Annotated in this window: 16 protein-coding genes; 9 read left to right on the top strand and 7 right to left on the bottom strand. The window is 62.1% G+C overall.

Annotated features, from left to right (window positions below):
* The first annotated feature begins 49 nt into the window (after window positions 1-49).
* Window positions 50-1,333, top strand: a complete 1,284-nt coding sequence (locus VRB54_RS16245) for a urate hydroxylase PuuD (protein WP_338477993.1) — start codon at window positions 50-52, stop codon at window positions 1,331-1,333.
* A gap of 290 nt (window positions 1,334-1,623) precedes the next feature.
* The gene (locus VRB54_RS16250) at window positions 1,624-2,409 is read left to right on the top strand and encodes an outer membrane protein OmpK (RefSeq protein ID WP_338477995.1); all 786 of its coding nucleotides are present in this window, start codon (window positions 1,624-1,626) and stop codon (window positions 2,407-2,409) included.
* Here VRB54_RS16250 and VRB54_RS16255 read toward each other — a convergent pair.
* Together VRB54_RS16255 and VRB54_RS16260 are read right to left on the bottom strand one after the other, a co-directional pair.
* Entirely contained in the window at window positions 2,393-3,541 is a 1,149-nt protein-coding gene (locus VRB54_RS16255; RefSeq protein ID WP_338477996.1) for a patatin-like phospholipase family protein, read from the bottom strand. The two genes, VRB54_RS16250 and VRB54_RS16255, sit on opposite strands and share 17 nt — an antisense overlap.
* A 31-nt stretch (window positions 3,542-3,572) precedes the next feature.
* Entirely contained in the window at window positions 3,573-4,508 is a 936-nt protein-coding gene (locus tag VRB54_RS16260; RefSeq protein WP_209983377.1) for a lipid A biosynthesis lauroyl acyltransferase, read from the bottom strand.
* Window positions 4,509-4,626: 118 nt separating this feature from the next.
* Between VRB54_RS16260 and minC the strand changes: the two genes are divergently transcribed.
* The 7 genes from minC to VRB54_RS16295 all read left to right on the top strand — a co-directional run bounded on the left by minC (window position 4,627) and on the right by VRB54_RS16295 (window position 12,525).
* Window positions 4,627-5,364, top strand: coding sequence for a septum site-determining protein MinC (gene minC / locus VRB54_RS16265; RefSeq protein WP_338477997.1), 738 nt, complete (start codon window positions 4,627-4,629; stop codon window positions 5,362-5,364).
* 199 nt (window positions 5,365-5,563) lie between these two features.
* A complete protein-coding gene (gene minD, locus VRB54_RS16270) occupies window positions 5,564-6,376 on the top strand; it encodes a septum site-determining protein MinD (RefSeq protein ID WP_057008132.1) in 813 nt (270 codons plus the stop codon).
* A 3-nt stretch (window positions 6,377-6,379) separates the two neighbouring features.
* Window positions 6,380-6,634, top strand: coding sequence for a cell division topological specificity factor MinE (gene minE, locus VRB54_RS16275; protein ID WP_003175252.1), 255 nt, complete (start codon window positions 6,380-6,382; stop codon window positions 6,632-6,634).
* Window positions 6,635-6,730: 96 nt separating this feature from the next.
* Entirely contained in the window at window positions 6,731-7,366 is a 636-nt protein-coding gene (locus VRB54_RS16280) for an RluA family pseudouridine synthase (RefSeq protein ID WP_209983381.1), read from the top strand.
* A gap of 196 nt (window positions 7,367-7,562) precedes the next feature.
* The gene (locus VRB54_RS16285; protein WP_338477998.1) at window positions 7,563-8,852 is read left to right on the top strand and encodes a M18 family aminopeptidase; all 1,290 of its coding nucleotides are present in this window, start codon (window positions 7,563-7,565) and stop codon (window positions 8,850-8,852) included.
* 143 nt (window positions 8,853-8,995) lie between these two features.
* Window positions 8,996-11,161: a mechanosensitive ion channel family protein gene (locus VRB54_RS16290; protein WP_338477999.1), complete on the top strand. Its 2,166-nt coding sequence runs from the start codon at window positions 8,996-8,998 to the stop codon at window positions 11,159-11,161.
* Window positions 11,162-11,178: 17 nt separating this feature from the next.
* Window positions 11,179-12,525, top strand: a complete 1,347-nt coding sequence (locus tag VRB54_RS16295) for an amidohydrolase (protein ID WP_338478000.1) — start codon at window positions 11,179-11,181, stop codon at window positions 12,523-12,525.
* A 72-nt stretch (window positions 12,526-12,597) separates the two neighbouring features.
* Here VRB54_RS16295 and VRB54_RS16300 read toward each other — a convergent pair whose 3' ends face one another.
* The 5 genes from VRB54_RS16300 to VRB54_RS16320 all read right to left on the bottom strand — a co-directional run bounded on the left by VRB54_RS16300 (window position 12,598) and on the right by VRB54_RS16320 (window position 17,612).
* Complete coding sequence (locus tag VRB54_RS16300) at window positions 12,598-12,822, bottom strand: MbtH family protein (protein WP_338478001.1); 225 nt, start codon at window positions 12,820-12,822, stop codon at window positions 12,598-12,600.
* Between the two features lie 82 nt (window positions 12,823-12,904).
* Window positions 12,905-14,305, bottom strand: coding sequence for an aspartate aminotransferase family protein (locus VRB54_RS16305; RefSeq protein WP_338478002.1), 1,401 nt, complete (start codon window positions 14,303-14,305; stop codon window positions 12,905-12,907).
* A 401-nt stretch (window positions 14,306-14,706) separates the two neighbouring features.
* On the bottom strand, window positions 14,707-15,474 hold the full coding sequence (locus VRB54_RS16310; protein WP_338478003.1) for an N-acetylmuramoyl-L-alanine amidase: 768 nt from the start codon (window positions 15,472-15,474) through the stop codon (window positions 14,707-14,709).
* 123 nt (window positions 15,475-15,597) lie between these two features.
* Window positions 15,598-16,920, bottom strand: coding sequence for an ATP-binding protein (locus VRB54_RS16315; protein WP_338478004.1), 1,323 nt, complete (start codon window positions 16,918-16,920; stop codon window positions 15,598-15,600).
* Complete coding sequence (locus tag VRB54_RS16320) at window positions 16,917-17,612, bottom strand: response regulator (RefSeq protein ID WP_209983393.1); 696 nt, start codon at window positions 17,610-17,612, stop codon at window positions 16,917-16,919. The genes VRB54_RS16315 and VRB54_RS16320 overlap by 4 nt, the downstream gene beginning before the upstream one ends.
* Window positions 17,613-17,697 lie beyond the last annotated feature (85 nt).

Consider the following 17,697-nt stretch of genomic DNA (forward strand, 5'->3'; position numbering starts at 1 on the left):
GAAGGCCGGATCACCCGACAACAAGGGTGACAGGCGAGAGGTAAAGACTGTGGAAGCACATCTGTTGGAATGGCTGAACCTCAGCGTGCGCTGGGTTCACATGATCACCGGCGTCGCCTGGATCGGCGCTTCTTTCTACTTTGTCTGGCTGGAAAACAACCTCAACCGCGTCAACCCCAGGGACGGCCTGGCCGGTGACTTGTGGGCGATCCACGGTGGCGGCATCTATCACCTGGAAAAATACAAACTGGCCCCGCCGACCATGCCGGACAACCTGCACTGGTTCAAATGGGAAGCCTATTTCACCTGGATGTCGGGCGTTGCGCTGTTGTGCGTGGTGTTCTACTGGAATCCGACCTTGTACCTGCTGGCGCCGGGCAGCAGCCTCAGCGGCACCGAAGGCGTGTTGCTGGGCATCGGCTCGCTGTTTGCCGGCTGGTTCATCTACTCGTTTCTCTGCGACTCGGCACTGGGCAAGCGCCCCGCCCTGCTCGGCCTGATCCTGTTCGTGCTGTTGATTGCAGCGGCCTACGGTTTCAGCAAGGTATTCAGTGGCCGTGGCGCCTACCTGCATGTGGGTGCGGTGATCGGCACGATCATGGTGGGCAACGTGTTCCGCATCATCATGCCCGCCCAGCGCGCACTGGTAGCGGCCATCGCCGAACACCGCACACCCGACCCGGCGCTGCCGGCCAAGGGCTTGCTGCGCTCGCGCCACAACAACTACTTCACCTTGCCGGTGCTGTTCATCATGATCAGCAACCACTTTCCGAGCACCTACGGCAGCCATTACAACTGGCTGATCCTGGCGGGGATTGCGGTGGCGGCCGTGCTGGTGCGGCATTACTTCAACACTCGGCACAACAGCCAGAAGTACGCATGGACCTTACCGGTGGGTGCCCTGGCGATGATTTGCCTGGCGTACGTGACCGGGCCCAAGCCAACGGTGGACGTGGCCAAGTCGCCGGCTGCCATCGAGTACCAGCCGTTGCCGGAAACCGCGCTGGGCGGTGGCTTGAAACCCGCCGCTCCCGCTGCACCACCTGCCGAACCGACACCGGCCCAGGCTGCCATCGATTTCGGCCAGGTGCACAGCGTGATCGAACAACGCTGCACTGTGTGCCATTCGGCCAGGCCCACCAGCCCGTTGTTCAGCACCGCGCCAGCCGGCGTAATGTTCGACACCCCGGCGCAGATCCAGCAGCAGGCCGCACGCATCCAGGCGCAGGCTATCGCCAGCCCGATCATGCCGCTGGGCAACATCACCCAGATGACCCAGCAGGAGCGGGACTTGATCGGCACTTGGATCAACCAGGGCGCGCACATCAACTGACAGGCTGACGCAAATCCAATGGGAGGGGGCTTGCTCCCTCCCACAGGGAAAGTGTTGTGCGCTGATGAAGCGCAATGCGTGACGCGTGCGCCGCAACGGCGCACTTGAGCCCCGGTGCGCGAGTCAGTATTCTCCGCGCCCGCTCGAATTGATTGCCACTGCCTGCCTTGGCGCGGCTCTTGCTATCAGTATCAAAGCTGACCGATCAGACGATTTTTGCAGCGAACCCAAAGGCGCCAGACCAGAGCGCCATTAGAAGAAACACACCACCTTAAACTCGGGAGCACCGAATGAAACCTATGTTCAAAGGCCTGATGCTGGCAGGATCCCTGCTGGCCGGCGGCCAGGCCATGGCCGATGATTTGCTGCAGTGGCAGAACAACAGCCTGACCTACCTGTGGGGCAAAAACTTTACGGTCAACCCGCAGATCCAGCAAACCGTGACCTTCGAACATGCCGACGCCTGGAAATACGGCGACAACTTCTTCTTCCTCGACCGCATCTTTTACAACGGCAAGGAAGACGGCAACGTCGGCCCGAATACCTACTACGGCGAGTTCAGCCCGCGCCTGTCATTGGGCAAGATTCTGGACAAGGACCTGTCGCTGGGCCCGATCAAGGACGTGTTGCTGGCCTTCACCTACGAGTTCGGCGAAGGCGATAACGAGTCCTACCTGCTCGGCCCGGCCTTTGATTTGAACATCCCCGGTTTCGACTATTTCCAGCTGAACTTCTATCAGCGCCAGACCGAAGGCAATCGCCCGGGTGACGGTGTCTGGCAGATCACGCCGGTGTGGGCCTATACCCTGCCGGTGGGCAACTCGAACATCCTGATTGATGGTTTCATCGACTGGGTGGTGGACAACGACCGTAACGCCCGTGGCACTTACCACGCCAACCTGCACTTCAATCCGCAGGTGAAATATGACCTGGGCAAGGCGCTGCACTGGGGCGAGAAGCAGTTGTATGTCGGCTTTGAGTACGACTACTGGAAGAACAAGTACGGCATTGAAGATTCCGGCGCGTTCAAGACCACCCAGGACACGGCGAGCTTTTTGGTCAAGTACCACTTCTAAACGTTGATGGGGGCAAGCCGAGGAATCGGGTGATTTCCTCGCGCTTGGCCAACGCATCACGCCTGCCCAACTCAATCAACTCGCTGCAATACCCTGCCTCGAACAGCAAGTAACTCAACACCCCCGCCCCGCTCGTCTTCGTCGCCCCCGGCCCCTTCAGAAACACCCGCAGCGCCGCCGGCAATTCCTGGCGATGCCGCGCGGCAATTTCATCGATCGGTTGGCTGGGCGCGATCACCAGCACCTCCACTGACGCAACGCCGGGCGCGGCATGACTGAACTGGTTCAACCGCTCCAGCAACTCGATATCGCTCTCCAGGCTGTCGATGAACGTGCTGTTGAGCATATGCCCGCCGATCTGCGCCAGGGTCGGTTGCTGGCCGGTGAAGCTGCGCGGCATCGACGGTTCATGACTGCGCGGATTGCCGCTGACGCCCACCACCAGCACCCGGCTGGCGCCCAGGTGCAGGGCCGGACTGATCGGCGCGGATTGGCGCACAGCGCCGTCGCCGAAGTATTCCTGGTCGAGTTTTACTGGAGCGAACAGAAGAGGGATCGCGGAGCTTGCCAACAGGTGTTCGACGGTCAGTTGCGTGGGGACGCCGATGCGCCGGTGGCGCAACCAGGCCTCAATGGTGCCGCCGCCCTGGTAGAAGGTCACCGCTTGCCCGGACTCATAGCCAAAGGCTGTGACCGCCACCGCATGCAGGTGCTTGTTGCGGATCGCCTCATCGATGCCCGGCAAGTGCAGTTTGTCCTGCAACAGGTCGCGCAGGGGCGAACTGTCGAGCAACGCCACCGGAAATTGCCGGCCAATGCCGAGCAGGCTGTGGATGAAAAATCGACTGGCCTGGCGCATCACCCCGGGCCAGTCGCTGCGCACCACCTGATGGCTGCCAAAACCTTGCCAGAACGCCGTAAGCCGTTGGATCGCCGCGCGAAAATCCATTGCGCCACTGGCCAGGCTCACCGCATTGATCGCCCCGGTCGAGGTGCCGACGATGACTGGAAACGGATTGGGTGCTCCGGGCGGCAACAGTTCGGCAATCGCCGCCAGTACCCCCACCTGATAGGCCGCTCGCGCCCCGCCGCCGGAAAGAATCAAGCCTGTGACCGGTTCGGCTGAACGCATTGCATCACTCCATGTGGGGGGAAAACGGTGGTTATCGACGACGTTTTTCGTACAGCTTGGGCTCGCCCGGTGGCCGGCTCTTGAAGCGGCGGTGGGTCCACAAATATTGCTCGGGGCATTCACTCACAGCGGCTTCGACCCACTGATTGATGCGCAGGCCGTCGACTTCATCGCTCTCGCCGGGGAAGTCGGTCAATGGTGCGTGGATCACCAGGCGATAGCCGCTGCCGTCGGCCAGACGCTCCTGGGTGAACGGCACCACCAGCGCCTTGCCCAGTTTGGCGAACTTGCTGGTGGCGGTCACTGTGGCGGCCTGGATGCCGAACAGCGGCACGAAAACGCTCTGCTTGGCGCCGTAGTCCTGGTCCGGCGCGTACCAGATGGCGCGGCCGGCGCGCAGCAGCTTGAGCATGCCGCGCACGTCTTCGCGCTCCACCGCCAGCGAGTCGAGGTTGTGCCGTTCGCGGCCACGGCGCTGGATATAGTCGAACAGCGGGTTACCGTGCTCGCGGTACATACCGTCGATGGTGTGTTTCTGGCCGAGCAGGGCCGCGCCGATTTCCAGGGTGGTGAAGTGCAGGGCCATGAGGATCACGCCCTTGCCGTCCAACTGCGCCTGCTTGAGGTGTTCAAGCCCTTCGACGTGAGCCAGACGCGCCAGGCGCTGGCGTGACCACCACCAGCTCATGGCCATCTCGAAGAAGGCGATGCCGGTGGAGGCGAAATTTTCCTTGAGCAGACGCTTGCGCTCCCGGGCGGACTTCTGCGGGAAGCACAGCTCGAGGTTGCGCGCGGCAATGCGGCGACGCTCGCCGGCCACGCGGTACATGCCCGCACCCAGCAGGCGACCAATGGTCAGCAGCGCACGGTACGGCAATTGGGTGACCAGCCACAGCAGGCCGAGCCCCAGCCATAGCAGCCAAAAACGCGGGTGAAAAAATACAGCTCGAAAACGCGGGCGATCCATTACAGATTCCGGTAAAGACAGGGCCGCGCATTCTACAACGGTTCGACTCGGCTTGCGGCCAGTGGATGTTCTCGTTATAAGTCTCGACACTTTTCGTGACAAGCCGCTTTTGCCGACCATGAGCCAAACCGAACCGCTAGACCAAGATCCCGTGTTCCAGCTGAAAGGCAGCATGCTCGCCATCACCGTGCTGGAACTGGCCCGCAACGACCTCGACGCCCTGGATCGCCAGCTCGCCGCCAAGGTCGCCCTCGCGCCGAACTTCTTCAACAATGCCCCGCTGGTACTGGCCCTGGACAAACTGCCCGCCGGCCAGGGCTCTGTCGACCTGCCCGGCCTGATGCGCGTCTGCCGCTCCCACGGCTTGCGCACCCTGGCGATTCGCGCCAGCCGGATCGAAGACATTGCCGCGGCCATCGCAATTGAATTGCCAGTATTGCCACCGTCCGGCGCACGCGAGCGTCCGCTGGATCCAGGCGAAGGCGAGGTGAAGAAAAAACCGGAAAAACCGGCGGAACCGCTGATCAAGCCTACAAAGATCATCACCACCCCCGTACGCGGCGGGCAGCAGATTTACGCCCAGGGCGGCGACCTTGTTGTAGTCTCCTCGGTCAGCCCCGGCGCGGAACTTCTCGCCGATGGCAACATCCATGTATACGGTCCGATGCGCGGCCGTGCGCTCGCCGGCATCAAGGGTGATACCAGGGCCCGTATTTTCTGCCAGCAGTTGACCGCTGAGCTGGTATCCATCGCGGGTCAGTACAAGGTTGCCGAAGATTTACGCCGCGACCCGCTGTGGGGGGCCGGGGTACAGGTCAGCCTGTCGGGCGATGTGTTGAACATCACCCGTCTTTAACGGATACTGCCGCATTTTCCAAGCATCTCTAGACTCTGATAGCAAAGCGAAACCGGCAATACTTGCGTAGGAATAACTGAAAGTTGGCGTCCCCCGTGGAAACCGAGTCTTTTTCCTGCACAGGCTGTCCGCCTGCAGCGAGTTTCAAGAGATGTTTTTCAGGGGCTGAAAAGTCCTTTTTCCTTAGGGGTGAAACACCTTGGCCAAGATTCTCGTGGTTACATCCGGCAAGGGTGGTGTGGGTAAGACCACCACCAGCGCCGCTATCGGTACCGGCCTCGCACTGCGCGGCCACAAGACAGTCATCGTCGACTTCGACGTCGGTTTGCGTAACCTCGACCTGATCATGGGTTGCGAGCGCCGCGTGGTGTATGACTTCGTCAACGTGGTGAACGGCGAAGCCAACCTGCAGCAGGCCCTGATCAAGGACAAGCGTCTTGAGAACCTGTACGTGCTGGCCGCCAGCCAGACCCGTGACAAGGACGCGCTGACCAAGGAAGGCGTAGGCAAAGTCCTCGCCGAACTGAAGGAAACCTTCGAATACGTGGTGTGCGACTCCCCGGCCGGTATCGAAACCGGTGCTCACCTGGCGATGTACTTCGCCGATGAAGCCATCGTGGTCACCAACCCGGAAGTGTCGTCGGTACGTGACTCGGACCGCATGCTCGGCCTGCTGGCCAGCAAGTCCCAGCGCGCCGAGAAAGGCGAAGAGCCGATCAAGGAACACCTGCTGCTCACCCGCTACAACCCTGAGCGCGTCAGCAATGGCGAAATGCTCGGCGTGGAAGACGTCAAGGACATCCTCGCGGTGACGCTGCTGGGTGTGATCCCGGAATCCCAGGCGGTGCTGAAGGCGTCCAACCAGGGCGTGCCGGTGATTCTCGATGACCAGAGCGACGCCGGCCAGGCCTACAGCGATGCGGTTGATCGCCTGCTGGGCAAGACCGTTGACCATCGCTTCCTCGACGTCAAGAAGAAGGGATTCTTCGAGCGTATCTTTGGAGGCAATTGAACAATGAAATTTCTCGACTTCTTTCGCGCCAACAAAAAGCCAAGTACCGCGTCGGTCGCGAAAGAGCGTCTACAGATCATCGTGGCGCACGAACGCGGCCAACGCAGCACCCCGGATTACCTGCCGGCCTTGCAGAAGGAACTGGTTGAAGTGATCCGCAAGTACGTCAATATCGGCAACGATGACGTGCATGTCGCCCTGGAAAACGACGGCAGTTGCTCGATTCTGGAACTCAATATCACCCTGCCTGATCGTTGATCGAACAGGCGGCCGCTGCGGCGGCTCGGTCACCTTGATCCCTTTAGGGGAGCCGGGTGGTCGAGCCGCCGTTGGCGTTTGTTACGAGGCTGTTTAATGCCGCTGTCCAACATCCATATCCTGCATCAGGATGCCGCCGTCCTGGTGGTGAACAAACCTACCCTGCTGCTCTCGGTGCCCGGTCGGGCCGACGACAACAAGGACTGCCTGATCACCCGTCTGCAGGAAAACGGCTACCCCGAAGCGCGCATCGTGCATCGCCTGGACTGGGAAACCTCGGGGATCATCCTGCTGGCGCGGGACGCGGATTCCCATCGCGAACTGTCTCGCCAGTTTCACGACCGCGAAACAGAAAAAGCCTACACCGCCCTGGCCTGGGGCCAGCCGGCACTGGACAGCGGCAGCATCGACCTGCCCCTGCGCTATGACCCGCCGACCAAGCCGCGCCACGTGGTGGACCACGAATTCGGCAAGCACGCGCTGACCTTCTGGAAGGTGCTGGAACGTTGTGGCGACTGGTGCCGCGTGGAGCTGACACCAATCACCGGGCGTTCGCACCAGTTGCGCGTGCACATGCTCTCGATTGGCCATCCGTTGCTGGGTGATGGCCTGTACGCCCACGAGCAAGCCCTGGCCGCATGGCCGCGCCTGTGCCTGCACGCGAGCATGTTGAGCTTTACGCATCCGCAAAGTGGCGAGCGCTTGCGCTTCGAGTGCCCTGCGCCTTTCTAAACCGCAAACACAGTCAAATGTGGGAGCTGGCTTGCCTGCGATAGCGATCTGTCTGTGCTAAATACATGGGCTGATACACCGCCATCGCAGGCAAGCCAGCTCCCACATTAGCCTTGCAGGGTTCTCAAGAGAGCAGCTCCACTTCAAATGTGGAGCCAATACGGTAAACTCCGCGCACTGCTGTCTGGAGCTATTTATGCGCGAAGCGTTGAATCAAGGCCTGATCGACTTTCTCAAGGCCTCCCCTACTCCCTTTCATGCCACTGCCGCCCTCGCCCAGCGTCTGGAAGCGGCCGGCTACCAGCGTCTCGACGAGCGCGACACCTGGGCCACCGAGGCCAACGGTCGCTACTACGTCACCCGTAACGACTCCTCGATCATCGCCTTCAAGCTCGGCCGTCAGTCGCCGCTGCAGGACGGCATCCGCATGGTCGGCGCCCATACCGACAGCCCATGCCTGCGCGTCAAGCCTCAGCCCGAGCTGCAACGCCAGGGCTTCTGGCAGTTGGGCGTGGAAGTCTACGGCGGCGCACTGCTGGCACCGTGGTTCGACCGTGACCTGTCGCTGGCCGGCCGCGTGACCTTCCGCCGCGACGGCAAGGTCGAGAGCCAGCTGATCGACTTCAAGCTGCCAATTGCCATCATTCCCAACCTGGCCATTCACCTGAACCGTGAAGCCAACCAGGGCTGGGCGATCAATGCCCAGACCGAACTGCCGCCGATCCTCGCGCAGTTTGCCGGTGACGAGCGCGTGGACTTCCGCGCCGTGCTCACCGATCAACTGGCCCGCGAACACGGCTTGAACGCCGATGTGGTGCTTGACTACGAGCTGAGTTTTTACGACACCCAAGGCGCGGCCGTGATTGGCCTGCACGGCGACTTCATCGCCGGCGCACGTCTGGACAACCTGCTGTCGTGCTACGCCGGCCTGCAGGCCCTGCTCACCAGCGACAGCGACGAAACCTGCGTGCTGGTGTGCAACGACCACGAAGAAGTCGGCTCTTGCTCGGCCTGCGGTGCCGATGGCCCGATGCTCGAACAGACCCTGCGCCGCCTGTTGCCCGAAGGCGAAGAGTTTGTGCGCACCATCCAGAAATCCCTGCTGGTGTCGGCGGACAACGCCCATGGCGTGCACCCCAACTATGCGGAAAAGCACGACGCCAACCACGGCCCCAAGCTCAATGCCGGCCCGGTGATAAAGGTCAACAGCAACCAGCGCTACGCCACCAACAGCGAAACCGCAGGCTTCTTCCGCCACCTGTGCATGGCCCAGGAAGTGCCGGTGCAGAGCTTCGTGGTGCGCAGCGACATGGGCTGCGGTTCGACAATCGGCCCGATTACCGCCAGCCACCTGGGCGTGCGTACCGTGGACATCGGCCTGCCGACATTCGCCATGCATTCGATCCGCGAGCTGTGCGGCAGCCATGACCTGGCGCATCTGGTGAAGGTACTCGGCGCGTTCTACGCCAGTCGCGACCTGCCCTGATGTGGAAGGGGGCTTGCCCCCTCCCACAGGGTTCTGTGTGCACCTGACCTGCACTGTCGTGCACAAGACCTTCGCCAAACTGGCCGAATGCCGCGTGCAATCGTACACTCGGGCCACTCGTCGTTTTCAAGGTTGACCGCCTCGTGCTTTCCCGTCTGTTTGCCCTGCCCTGCTACCTGTTGATCGCCCTGCTCACTCTGCTGCCGCTCTCACCTGCGCAGGCCGTGGGCCTGCCCGGCCTGCTGGGCAGCGGCACCAAGACCCAACCCCAGGCAGAAGTGCCGCTGGGCCAGTCGCTGGACGAGGTGATCAAAACCCTCGAAAACGACCAGCAGCGCACCCAACTGCTAAGCGATCTGAAGAAACTGCGTGCCGCCACGCAAAAGGCCCAGCCGGCGGCCGAGCAAGGCGTGCTGGGGTTGATCGGCAGTACGTTGACGGGCCTCGAATCACAGTTTTCCGGGGCTGACAGCCCGCTGGGACGCTGGTCCAGTGAAGTCGACCAAGCCAGGGACGAATTGAGCGCCCTGATGCTGCCGGCCACTGAATGGCTGCCGATCATCTTTGGTTTTGCCTTGATTCTCGCAGTGTGGAGCCTGCTGGCTGCCGCGCTGATCTGGCTGAGCCACCGCCTGCGCGAGCGCTTTGGCCTGCCCGAGGAACTGCCGCAACACCCGCGTACCTGGGACATGCTGCGTTTCGCCCTGCGCAAGCTTGGCCCGTGGCTGATCGCGCTGGTGATCACCGTATATCTGAGTTACGCGCTGCCCTCGTCGCTGGGTAAATCCCTGGCGATGGTGCTGGCCTATGCGTTGGTGGTGGGCACCTGTTTCTCGGCGATCTGCGTGATTGCCTTTTCCCTGCTCGATGGCCCGCATCGCCATCGCGCGCTGTACATCCTGCGCCATCAGGCCTTCCGTCCGTTGTGGCTGATCGGCAGTTTCGCTGCATTCGGCGAAGCCCTGAGCGACCCGCGCATGATGCAGGCTCTCGGACAACACCTGGCTCATACCGCCGCAACCGTGGCCAATGTGATGGCCGCGCTGTCCACCGGCGTGTTTATCCTGCGCTTTCGCCGGCCGATTGCGCACCTGATCCGCAACCAGCCGCTGTCGCGCCGCCTCAATCGCCGCGCCATCAGCGACACCCTGTCGATCATCGGCTCGTTCTGGTATCTCCCGGCACTGCTGCTGGTAGGCATCTCGCTGTTCGCCACTTTCCTGTCTGCCGGCGACACCAGCACCGCCCTGCGCCAATCGTTGCTGTGCACGGTGTTGCTGGTGTTGTGCATGGTCATCAACGGTCTGGTGCGCCGCCACGCCCTCAAGCCGATGCGCGGGCACAAGCGCCATGCGCTGTACTCCGAGCGCCTGAAAAACTTCGTCTACACCCTGGCCCACCTGGCGGTGTGGCTGGTGTTCATCGAACTGGGCCTGCGGGTATGGGGCCTGTCACTGATTCGCTTTACCGAAGGCGACGGCCATGAAATCAGCGTCAAACTGTTCGGACTGGGCGGCACGCTGCTGTTCGCCTGGCTGATCTGGATCCTCAGCGACACCGCGATCCATCACGCCCTGACCCGCTCGCGCAAGGGCCTGGCCAATGCGCGTGCGCAGACCATGATGCCGTTGATCCGTAACGTGCTGTTCGTGACCATCTTCATCATAGCGGCCATCGTCGCCCTGGCGAACATGGGCATGAACGTCACGCCACTGCTGACCGGTGCCGGTGTGATCGGCCTGGCCATCGGTTTTGGCGCGCAGTCGCTGGTGGCGGACCTGATCACCGGCCTGTTCATCATTATCGAAGACTCCCTGGCCATCGATGACTACGTGGACGTCGGCGGCCACCTCGGCACCGTCGAGGGCCTGACCATCCGCACCGTGCGCCTGCGCGACATCGACGGCATCGTGCACACCATCCCGTTCAGCGAAATCAAGAGCATCAAGAACTACTCGCGGGAGTTCGGCTACGCGATCTTCCGTGTGGCGATCCCCTACAACATGGAAATCGACGACGCGATCAAGCTGATGCGCGATGTCGGCCAGAAGATGCGCAACGACCCGCTGCAACGGCGCAATATCTGGTCGCCGCTGGAGATCCAGGGCGTTGAGAGTTTCGAGTCGGGCAGCGCGATCCTGCGCGCGCGGTTCAAGACAGCGCCGATCAAACAGTGGGAAGTGTCGCGGGCGTTCAACCTGGCGCTCAAGCGGCAGTTGGACGAGGCCGGAATGGATCTGGCGACGCCGCGTTTGAGTGTGCAGGTGGTGACCGCTGGCACTGTGCAGGAGAAAGCTCAACAACAATAAATTAAGGAGAGGTCCTTATGCGCTTAACCGGTCTGACACATCAATGGGTTTTCGGTATGTTGTGCGGCGTTGCCAGCAGCGCGGTGATTGCCGCCAGCAGCGGCCAGAACAGTGCCCGGGAGGAAATCGCCGCCCAGGCAAAAGCGCTTGAGCCGGCGCTGCTGGAAACTCGACGCGACATTCATGCCCACCCTGAACTGGGCAACACCGAAACCCGCACGGCCGAACTGGTCGCCAAACAACTGCGGGAGCTAGGTCTTGAGGTCAAGACCGGCGTCGCACGCACTGGTGTGGTCGCGGTGCTCAAAGGCGCACTCCCCGGCCCAACAGTCGCCTTGCGTGCCGACATGGATGCACTGCCGGTGAAGGAAGTCGCTGACCTGCCCTTCGCCTCGAAAGCCAAAGGCATCTACCTGGACAAGGAAGTCGACGTGATGCACGCCTGCGGCCACGACGCCCATGTCGCAATCCTATTAAGTACGGCGAAAATTCTGACAGGCATGCGCGAGCGCCTGCCCGGCACAGTGGTGTTCTACTTCCAACCGGCCGAGGAAGGCCCGAGTGATTTCATCCCCGACGGTAAAAATACCTGGGGCGCAAAAATGATGGTGCAGGAAGGCGTTATGAAGTCGCCCAAGCCAGATGCAGTATTCGGCCTGCATGTGTGGGCCGGTGTACCCGCCGGCCAGATTGCCTACCGCCCGGGCCCGACTCTGGCCAGCTCGGATGATTTGCGCATCAAGATCCTCGGCAAACAAACTCATGCCGGTCGCCCTTGGGACGGCATCGACCCGATCACCGTGGGCGCGCAGACCATTGTCGGTCTGCAAACCGTGGTCAGCCGCCGCACCGATATTTCCTCTTTCCCGTCAGTGGTGAGCATCGGCACCATCAATGGTGGCACGCGCTACAACATCATCCCTGAGTCGGTGGACATGACCGGCACCATTCGCTCCTACGACTATGGCATCCGCCAGAAACTGCACGCGGACGTGCGACAGACTGTCGAAAAAATCGCCGAAAGCGGTGGCGCCAAGGCCGAAGTCACCATCATCGAAAAGTACGACCCCACCATCAATAACCCGGCGTTAACCGAGAAAATGCTGCCGAGCCTGCGTTGGGCAGCGAAGGATGAGGTTGTGCAGGGTCCCTTGGTGGGCGGGGCCGAGGACTTCTCGTTTTATGCCAAGGAGGCGCCGGGGCTGTTTGTATTCCTGGGCGTGACGCCGAGAGATCAGGACATGAGCAAGGCTGCGCCGAACCACAATCCAGGGTTCTTTGTGGATGAGTCGGCGCTGGTGGTGGGCGTGCGGACGCTGGCGTCGCTGGCAACGGATTACCTCTACACCAATACACTGCAATAACTGCACGAACACACTGTGGCAAGGGAGTTCTCTCGCCACAGTGTGTCCACATTCACATGGCTGGGTGGTGTATCAGTTGACCAGCGCGGCGCCATCCATTTTCTGGCGCAGGCTCAACGGACGCATGTCGGTCCAGGTTTCTTCGATGTAAGCCAGACACTCCTTCTTGAAGCCGCTCTTGCCCACGGTGCACCAGCCTTCCGGCACGGCTTTGTAGTCAGGCCAGATGGAATACTGTTCTTCATGGTTGACCACTACCTGAAACAGGATGTCGTCGCGGTCAAATACTGAGGTCATTGCTGTTCTCCATCGCTCAAAGGCTGGCTGCGCACCACGCGCAGCGCTGATATCTGTAGAAACGTACCGGCCGTGTAAAAAATTAGAGGCCGGCGACGGCCGCAGCCAGGGCGCGGCCGAAGATGTCGGCAACGCGGTCGACCTCGGCAGCGGTAATCACCAGCGGCGGTAGAAACCGCACCACGCTGCCATGGCGCCCGCCCAGCTCCAGGATCAACCCACGCTTGAGGCATTCGCGCTGTACCAGCGGCGCCAACTGGCGATGCACCGGCGGGTGGCCCTGGCTATCGGGCGCGCCGTGCGGGTCGACCAGCTCCACCCCCAGCATCAGCCCGCGACCACGGATATCGCCCAGGTGCGGGTAATCGCGCTGCAGGATGCGCAGGTGCTCGCCGAGGCGTTCGCCCATGGCCGTCGCGTGAGCCGGCAGGTCATGTTCCTTGAGGTAGCGCATCACCGCCGAACCCGCCGCCATGGCCATCTGATTGCCGCGAAACGTACCGGCATGGGCGCCCGGGAGCCAGGTGTCGAGCCAGTCGCGATACACCACCACCGCCAGCGGCAGACTGCCGCCGATGGCCTTGGACAGCACCACCACGTCCGGGATGATATCTGCGTGCTCAAAGGCGAACATCTTGCCGGTGCGGCCAAAGCCGCTCTGGATTTCATCGACAATCAACGCGACCCCCGCCTGCCGGGTGATGCGGCGCAGGCCGCGCAGCCAGTCGAGATCGGCCGGGATCACACCGCCTTCGCCCTGCACCACTTCGACAATCACCGCCGCCGGCAGCAACACCCCGGCTTCGGGATCGTTGAGCAGGTTTTCCAGGTAATGCAGGTTGACCCGCACACCTTCCGCGCCGCCCAGGCCGAAAGGGCAACGGTAGTCATAGGGATAAGGCAAAAATTGCACGCCATTGCCGAGCAACGCACCCAAGGGTTTTTTCGGCCCCAGGCTGCCCATCAGGCTCAGCGCGCCCTGACTCATGCCGTGGTAACCGCCCTGGAACGACAGCACCGTGCTGCGCCCGGTGGCGGTGCGTACCAGCTTCAACGCCGCTTCCACCGCATCGGTGCCGGTGGGGCCGCAGAACTGGATTTTCGCCTCCCGCGCCAGCTCGGCCGGCAGCAGGCCGAACAGGTCCTGCACGAACTGATCCTTGACCGGCGTGGTGAGGTCCAGGGTGTGCAATGGCAGCTCATCGGCCAGCACTTGCTGGATCGCCTCGATCACCACTGGGTGGTTATGCCCCAACGCCAGCGTGCCGGCGCCGGCCAGGCAATCGATGAAGCTGCGGCCTTCGACGTCTTCCACGTAGATACCCTTGGCCCGCTTGAGCGCCAGAGGAATGCGCCGGGGGTAACTGCGGGCGTTGGATTCCTGTTGGCGCTGGCGGGCCAGGAGTGGGGTTTCGTCGAATTGGTAGAGCGTTTCGGCGGGGTGCGCCGGGGTGGTTTCGATACGGCTGGTAGCGACTGACATCTTTCGAATCCCTCAATACGCTGTTTGGATGCTTGATTTGGAGACGCTTGAGGGTGGGGGGATTTAGGGGGCTTTTTTGGTTAGTTGAGTGCATATCCGATATTTGGGTGATGGCGGCTTCAAGCAAAACGCCCTTGCCCCACCACTCGGCACCTCGCCTGCGTGCGGCCAGCGTGGTTGACGGGGCGCCTGAGATCAAAAGCCGTGTGATATCCATCAGACAAATGGAGATCCAAATGTGGGAGGGGGCTTGCTCCCGATGGCAGTGGGTCAGCGACCAATAAGCTGACTGACACTCAGCCATCGGGAGCAAGCCCCCTCCCACATTTTGTCTCCGAAGTGAACCGGCGCAAGGGCGGAACCCTAAGCCGCCGTGACCTGAAGAACGGATATACCCCCAATCAAAGCCCCCGATACTTCTCATTCAGGGCATACAAAATCGCACACGTCTCAGCGTCCAAAATCCCGCCATAATCCCTACTCCGAAAATGCATCTGAAACGCCCGCGTCCGAAGCTCAAACGCCTGACGGTTCGAAGCCGCCTTATACCCATACCGCTGAAACGCCCGTTCCACCTCCACCTCCGGCGGCAATCCGAGGTTAAACCGCCGCTGGTACATCACCCGGGTGGCCTCATCAAACCAGGCACCCACCCCCGCTTCGAACAAATACCGCCACGGCAACTGCGGCCCCGGATCACTCTTGCGCCAATACGCCACATCCGAATGCCCAAGAATGTCGGTCGGCCCCACCTGTGGATACCGTCCAAGCACATCGCGCACCAGCGCAATCAATGCCTGCACTTGCTCCGGGGCATACGCAGGAAACGTGAACACCCCCTTGTCATCCCGCGCCAGGTTGACGATCTCCACACCCATCGAACGACTGTTGAGGTTGTCCCGCCCACCCCAGTGGCTAACCCCGGCATGCCACGCCCGCTGGTCTTCCTCCACCAGGCGAAACACGCGCAACTCGTCATACCCGGCAGAGCGATAGCCGGATTCATTCGGGTCGGGCAACAGGTAGTGGGCGCTCACCCCATCCTGGGTCAGGGTGCGCAACGAGGAGGCAAACGGCGCGGCGGTGTAGTGCAGGATTACCTGCTGCACCTGCTCGCCGTTGCGCTGGTTGAAACCTGTGGCGGGGAAACTGCTGTCAATGACCAACATAAGAACCATCCTTTTCAATACAGGCCGAATCGTTCAGCCCGTTCAAGCGCAAAAAAATTACCGCCATCCTGAAGGCTTGCACCTCAGGATGGCGGTAACTATCTGGCACCTGGAAAAGGAAAATCAGCGCCGCAGCGGCATGCCCAGTTCGACACGCAAACCATCGGGCTGGCTGTCGAATTTCAATGAGCAGGAACAGCGTTGCACGATCGCCTGCACGATTGCCAGGCCCAGGCCACAGCCTTCGCTGTTGCCATTGCGCCAGAAGCGCTGGGTCAGGTATTGCAGGTCTTCGCTGGAAATCTGCTTGCCATGGTCGCGCACGCGGAAGATCACACTGTCGGCGGCGGTCAGCACGCTGAGTTCCACACGGGTATCGGCCGGGGTATGGCGCAGGGCATTGTCGAGCAGGTTGCGCAGCGCAGCGACCGCCAGGCCCACCGGCATTTCCACCGGGGCGGCAGAGAGGTTGTCCGGCAGGATCAGGTCGATACGCCTGTTATCACCGGCATTCGCATCCTGGATCGCCAGCCTGGCGACCTCTTCGGCGCTGGACTGCACGCCGTCGTCGAACGACAGGCTGCCCTCCACCCGCGCCAGCAGCAGCAATTGCTCCAGGGTGCGGTGCAGGCGGTCGGCGCCTGCCTCGGCATGGGCCAGCGACTGGTCGCGGGCCGCGCCATCGGTCATGCGGGCCACTTGCAGGTGGGTCTTGATCGCCGTCAGCGGGCTGCGCAGTTCGTGGGCGGCGTCGCCGGTGAGGCGGCGCTCACGCTCGATGGTCTTGGCAATACGCTGCAACAGTTGGTTCTGCGTGTCGAGCAGCGGTTTGAGTTCGCTGGGCAATGGGTGAATCTGCAGCGGCTCGAGGGAGTCGGCACTGCGCCGCATCAAGGCATCACGCATACGATTGAGCGGCAGCAGACTCTGGCCGATGCCCAGCCACAACAGGCACAGGCACCCCAGCATCGCCGCGCCCACCGGCACCGAGGCCGCCAGCAGGATTGACGTGTTCAACGCTTCGCGCTCCGCATGGCGGTCGGCGGTGGTGATCAACAGGTCGCCACGGCTGAGGGTAAAGCTGCGCCAGGCCACGCCGTCGATCACCTGGTCACGAAAGCCGCTCTGGTGCGACTCCAGGCCCTCGTCCGGGGTGGTGTGGCTGCGCGCGAGGACCTCCCCGCGCAGGGAGCTGACCTGACAGGCCATGCCACCGGGCACATGCAGGTGTTCGGCACTGAAACGCGCGCCGCCACTGACACTGGCCAGGCCCGGCATCTGCTCGGTCAGCCCCGCCACCATGCGCGCCGACGCGACCAGACGCTGGTCGAGGGAAAACATCATCTGGTTACGCAGGTCGTTGAGCATCCAGGTCGCCGCCAGCGCCCAGATCAACACAAAAGCGGCGCCCAGCTTGAAGGTCAGGCGCAGGCGCAGGCTTTTCACGAAACCTTCTCTCCCTCATCCGGGCGACCTTCATCGGCAGCCCCCAGACGGTAGCCGAGGCCACGCACGGTCTCGACAATGCCATTGCCCAATTTGCGCCGCAGGTGATGGATATGCACATTGAGCGCGTTGCTTTCCAGCTCGTCGCTGAAGCCGTAGACGCTGTCCTTGAGCTGCTCGCTGGAAAGCACCCGGCCCTTGTTGTGCAGCAAGGCCTGCAACAAAGCCTGCTCACGACGCGACAGATCCACCGGCTGGCCGCCGAGGAAGGTCTCGCGGCTGCTGGGGTCGTAGGCCAGACGGCCGTGCTCGATCAGGTTGACGCTGCGTCCCGCCACCCGGCGCAGCAGGGTTTGCAGGCGGGCTGCGAGTTCGCGCAGATCGAAGGGTTTGAGCAGGTAGTCGTCGGCACCGGCTTGCAGACCGTCGACACGATTGGTTACCGAATCCCGTGCGGTGAGGATCAGCACCGGGATTTCCAGGCCCTGGCTGCGCTGTTGCTGCAGCAGCTTGAGACCGTCTTCGTCGGGCAGGCCGAGGTCGAGCACCATGATGTCGAACGCTGCGGCCTTGAGCATCGCCCGCGCCGCGCCCGCGCTCGCGACGCGCTCCACGGTGAAGCCCTGGGCGGTAAGGCCGGCCACGATGCCGCTGGCGATCAGTTCATCGTCTTCACAGACCAGTACGTGCATGCTGAACCCTTCATGAAAGATGGCGTGATTAGAGAATGCAGGGATTAAGCGCGCATTATGCCGCCAATGTTGGCAACACCCGCTG

Origin of the sequence: Pseudomonas trivialis, from assembly GCF_036864995.1 — a bacterium.
Taxonomy (GTDB): Bacteria; Pseudomonadota; Gammaproteobacteria; order Pseudomonadales; family Pseudomonadaceae; genus Aquipseudomonas; species Aquipseudomonas trivialis.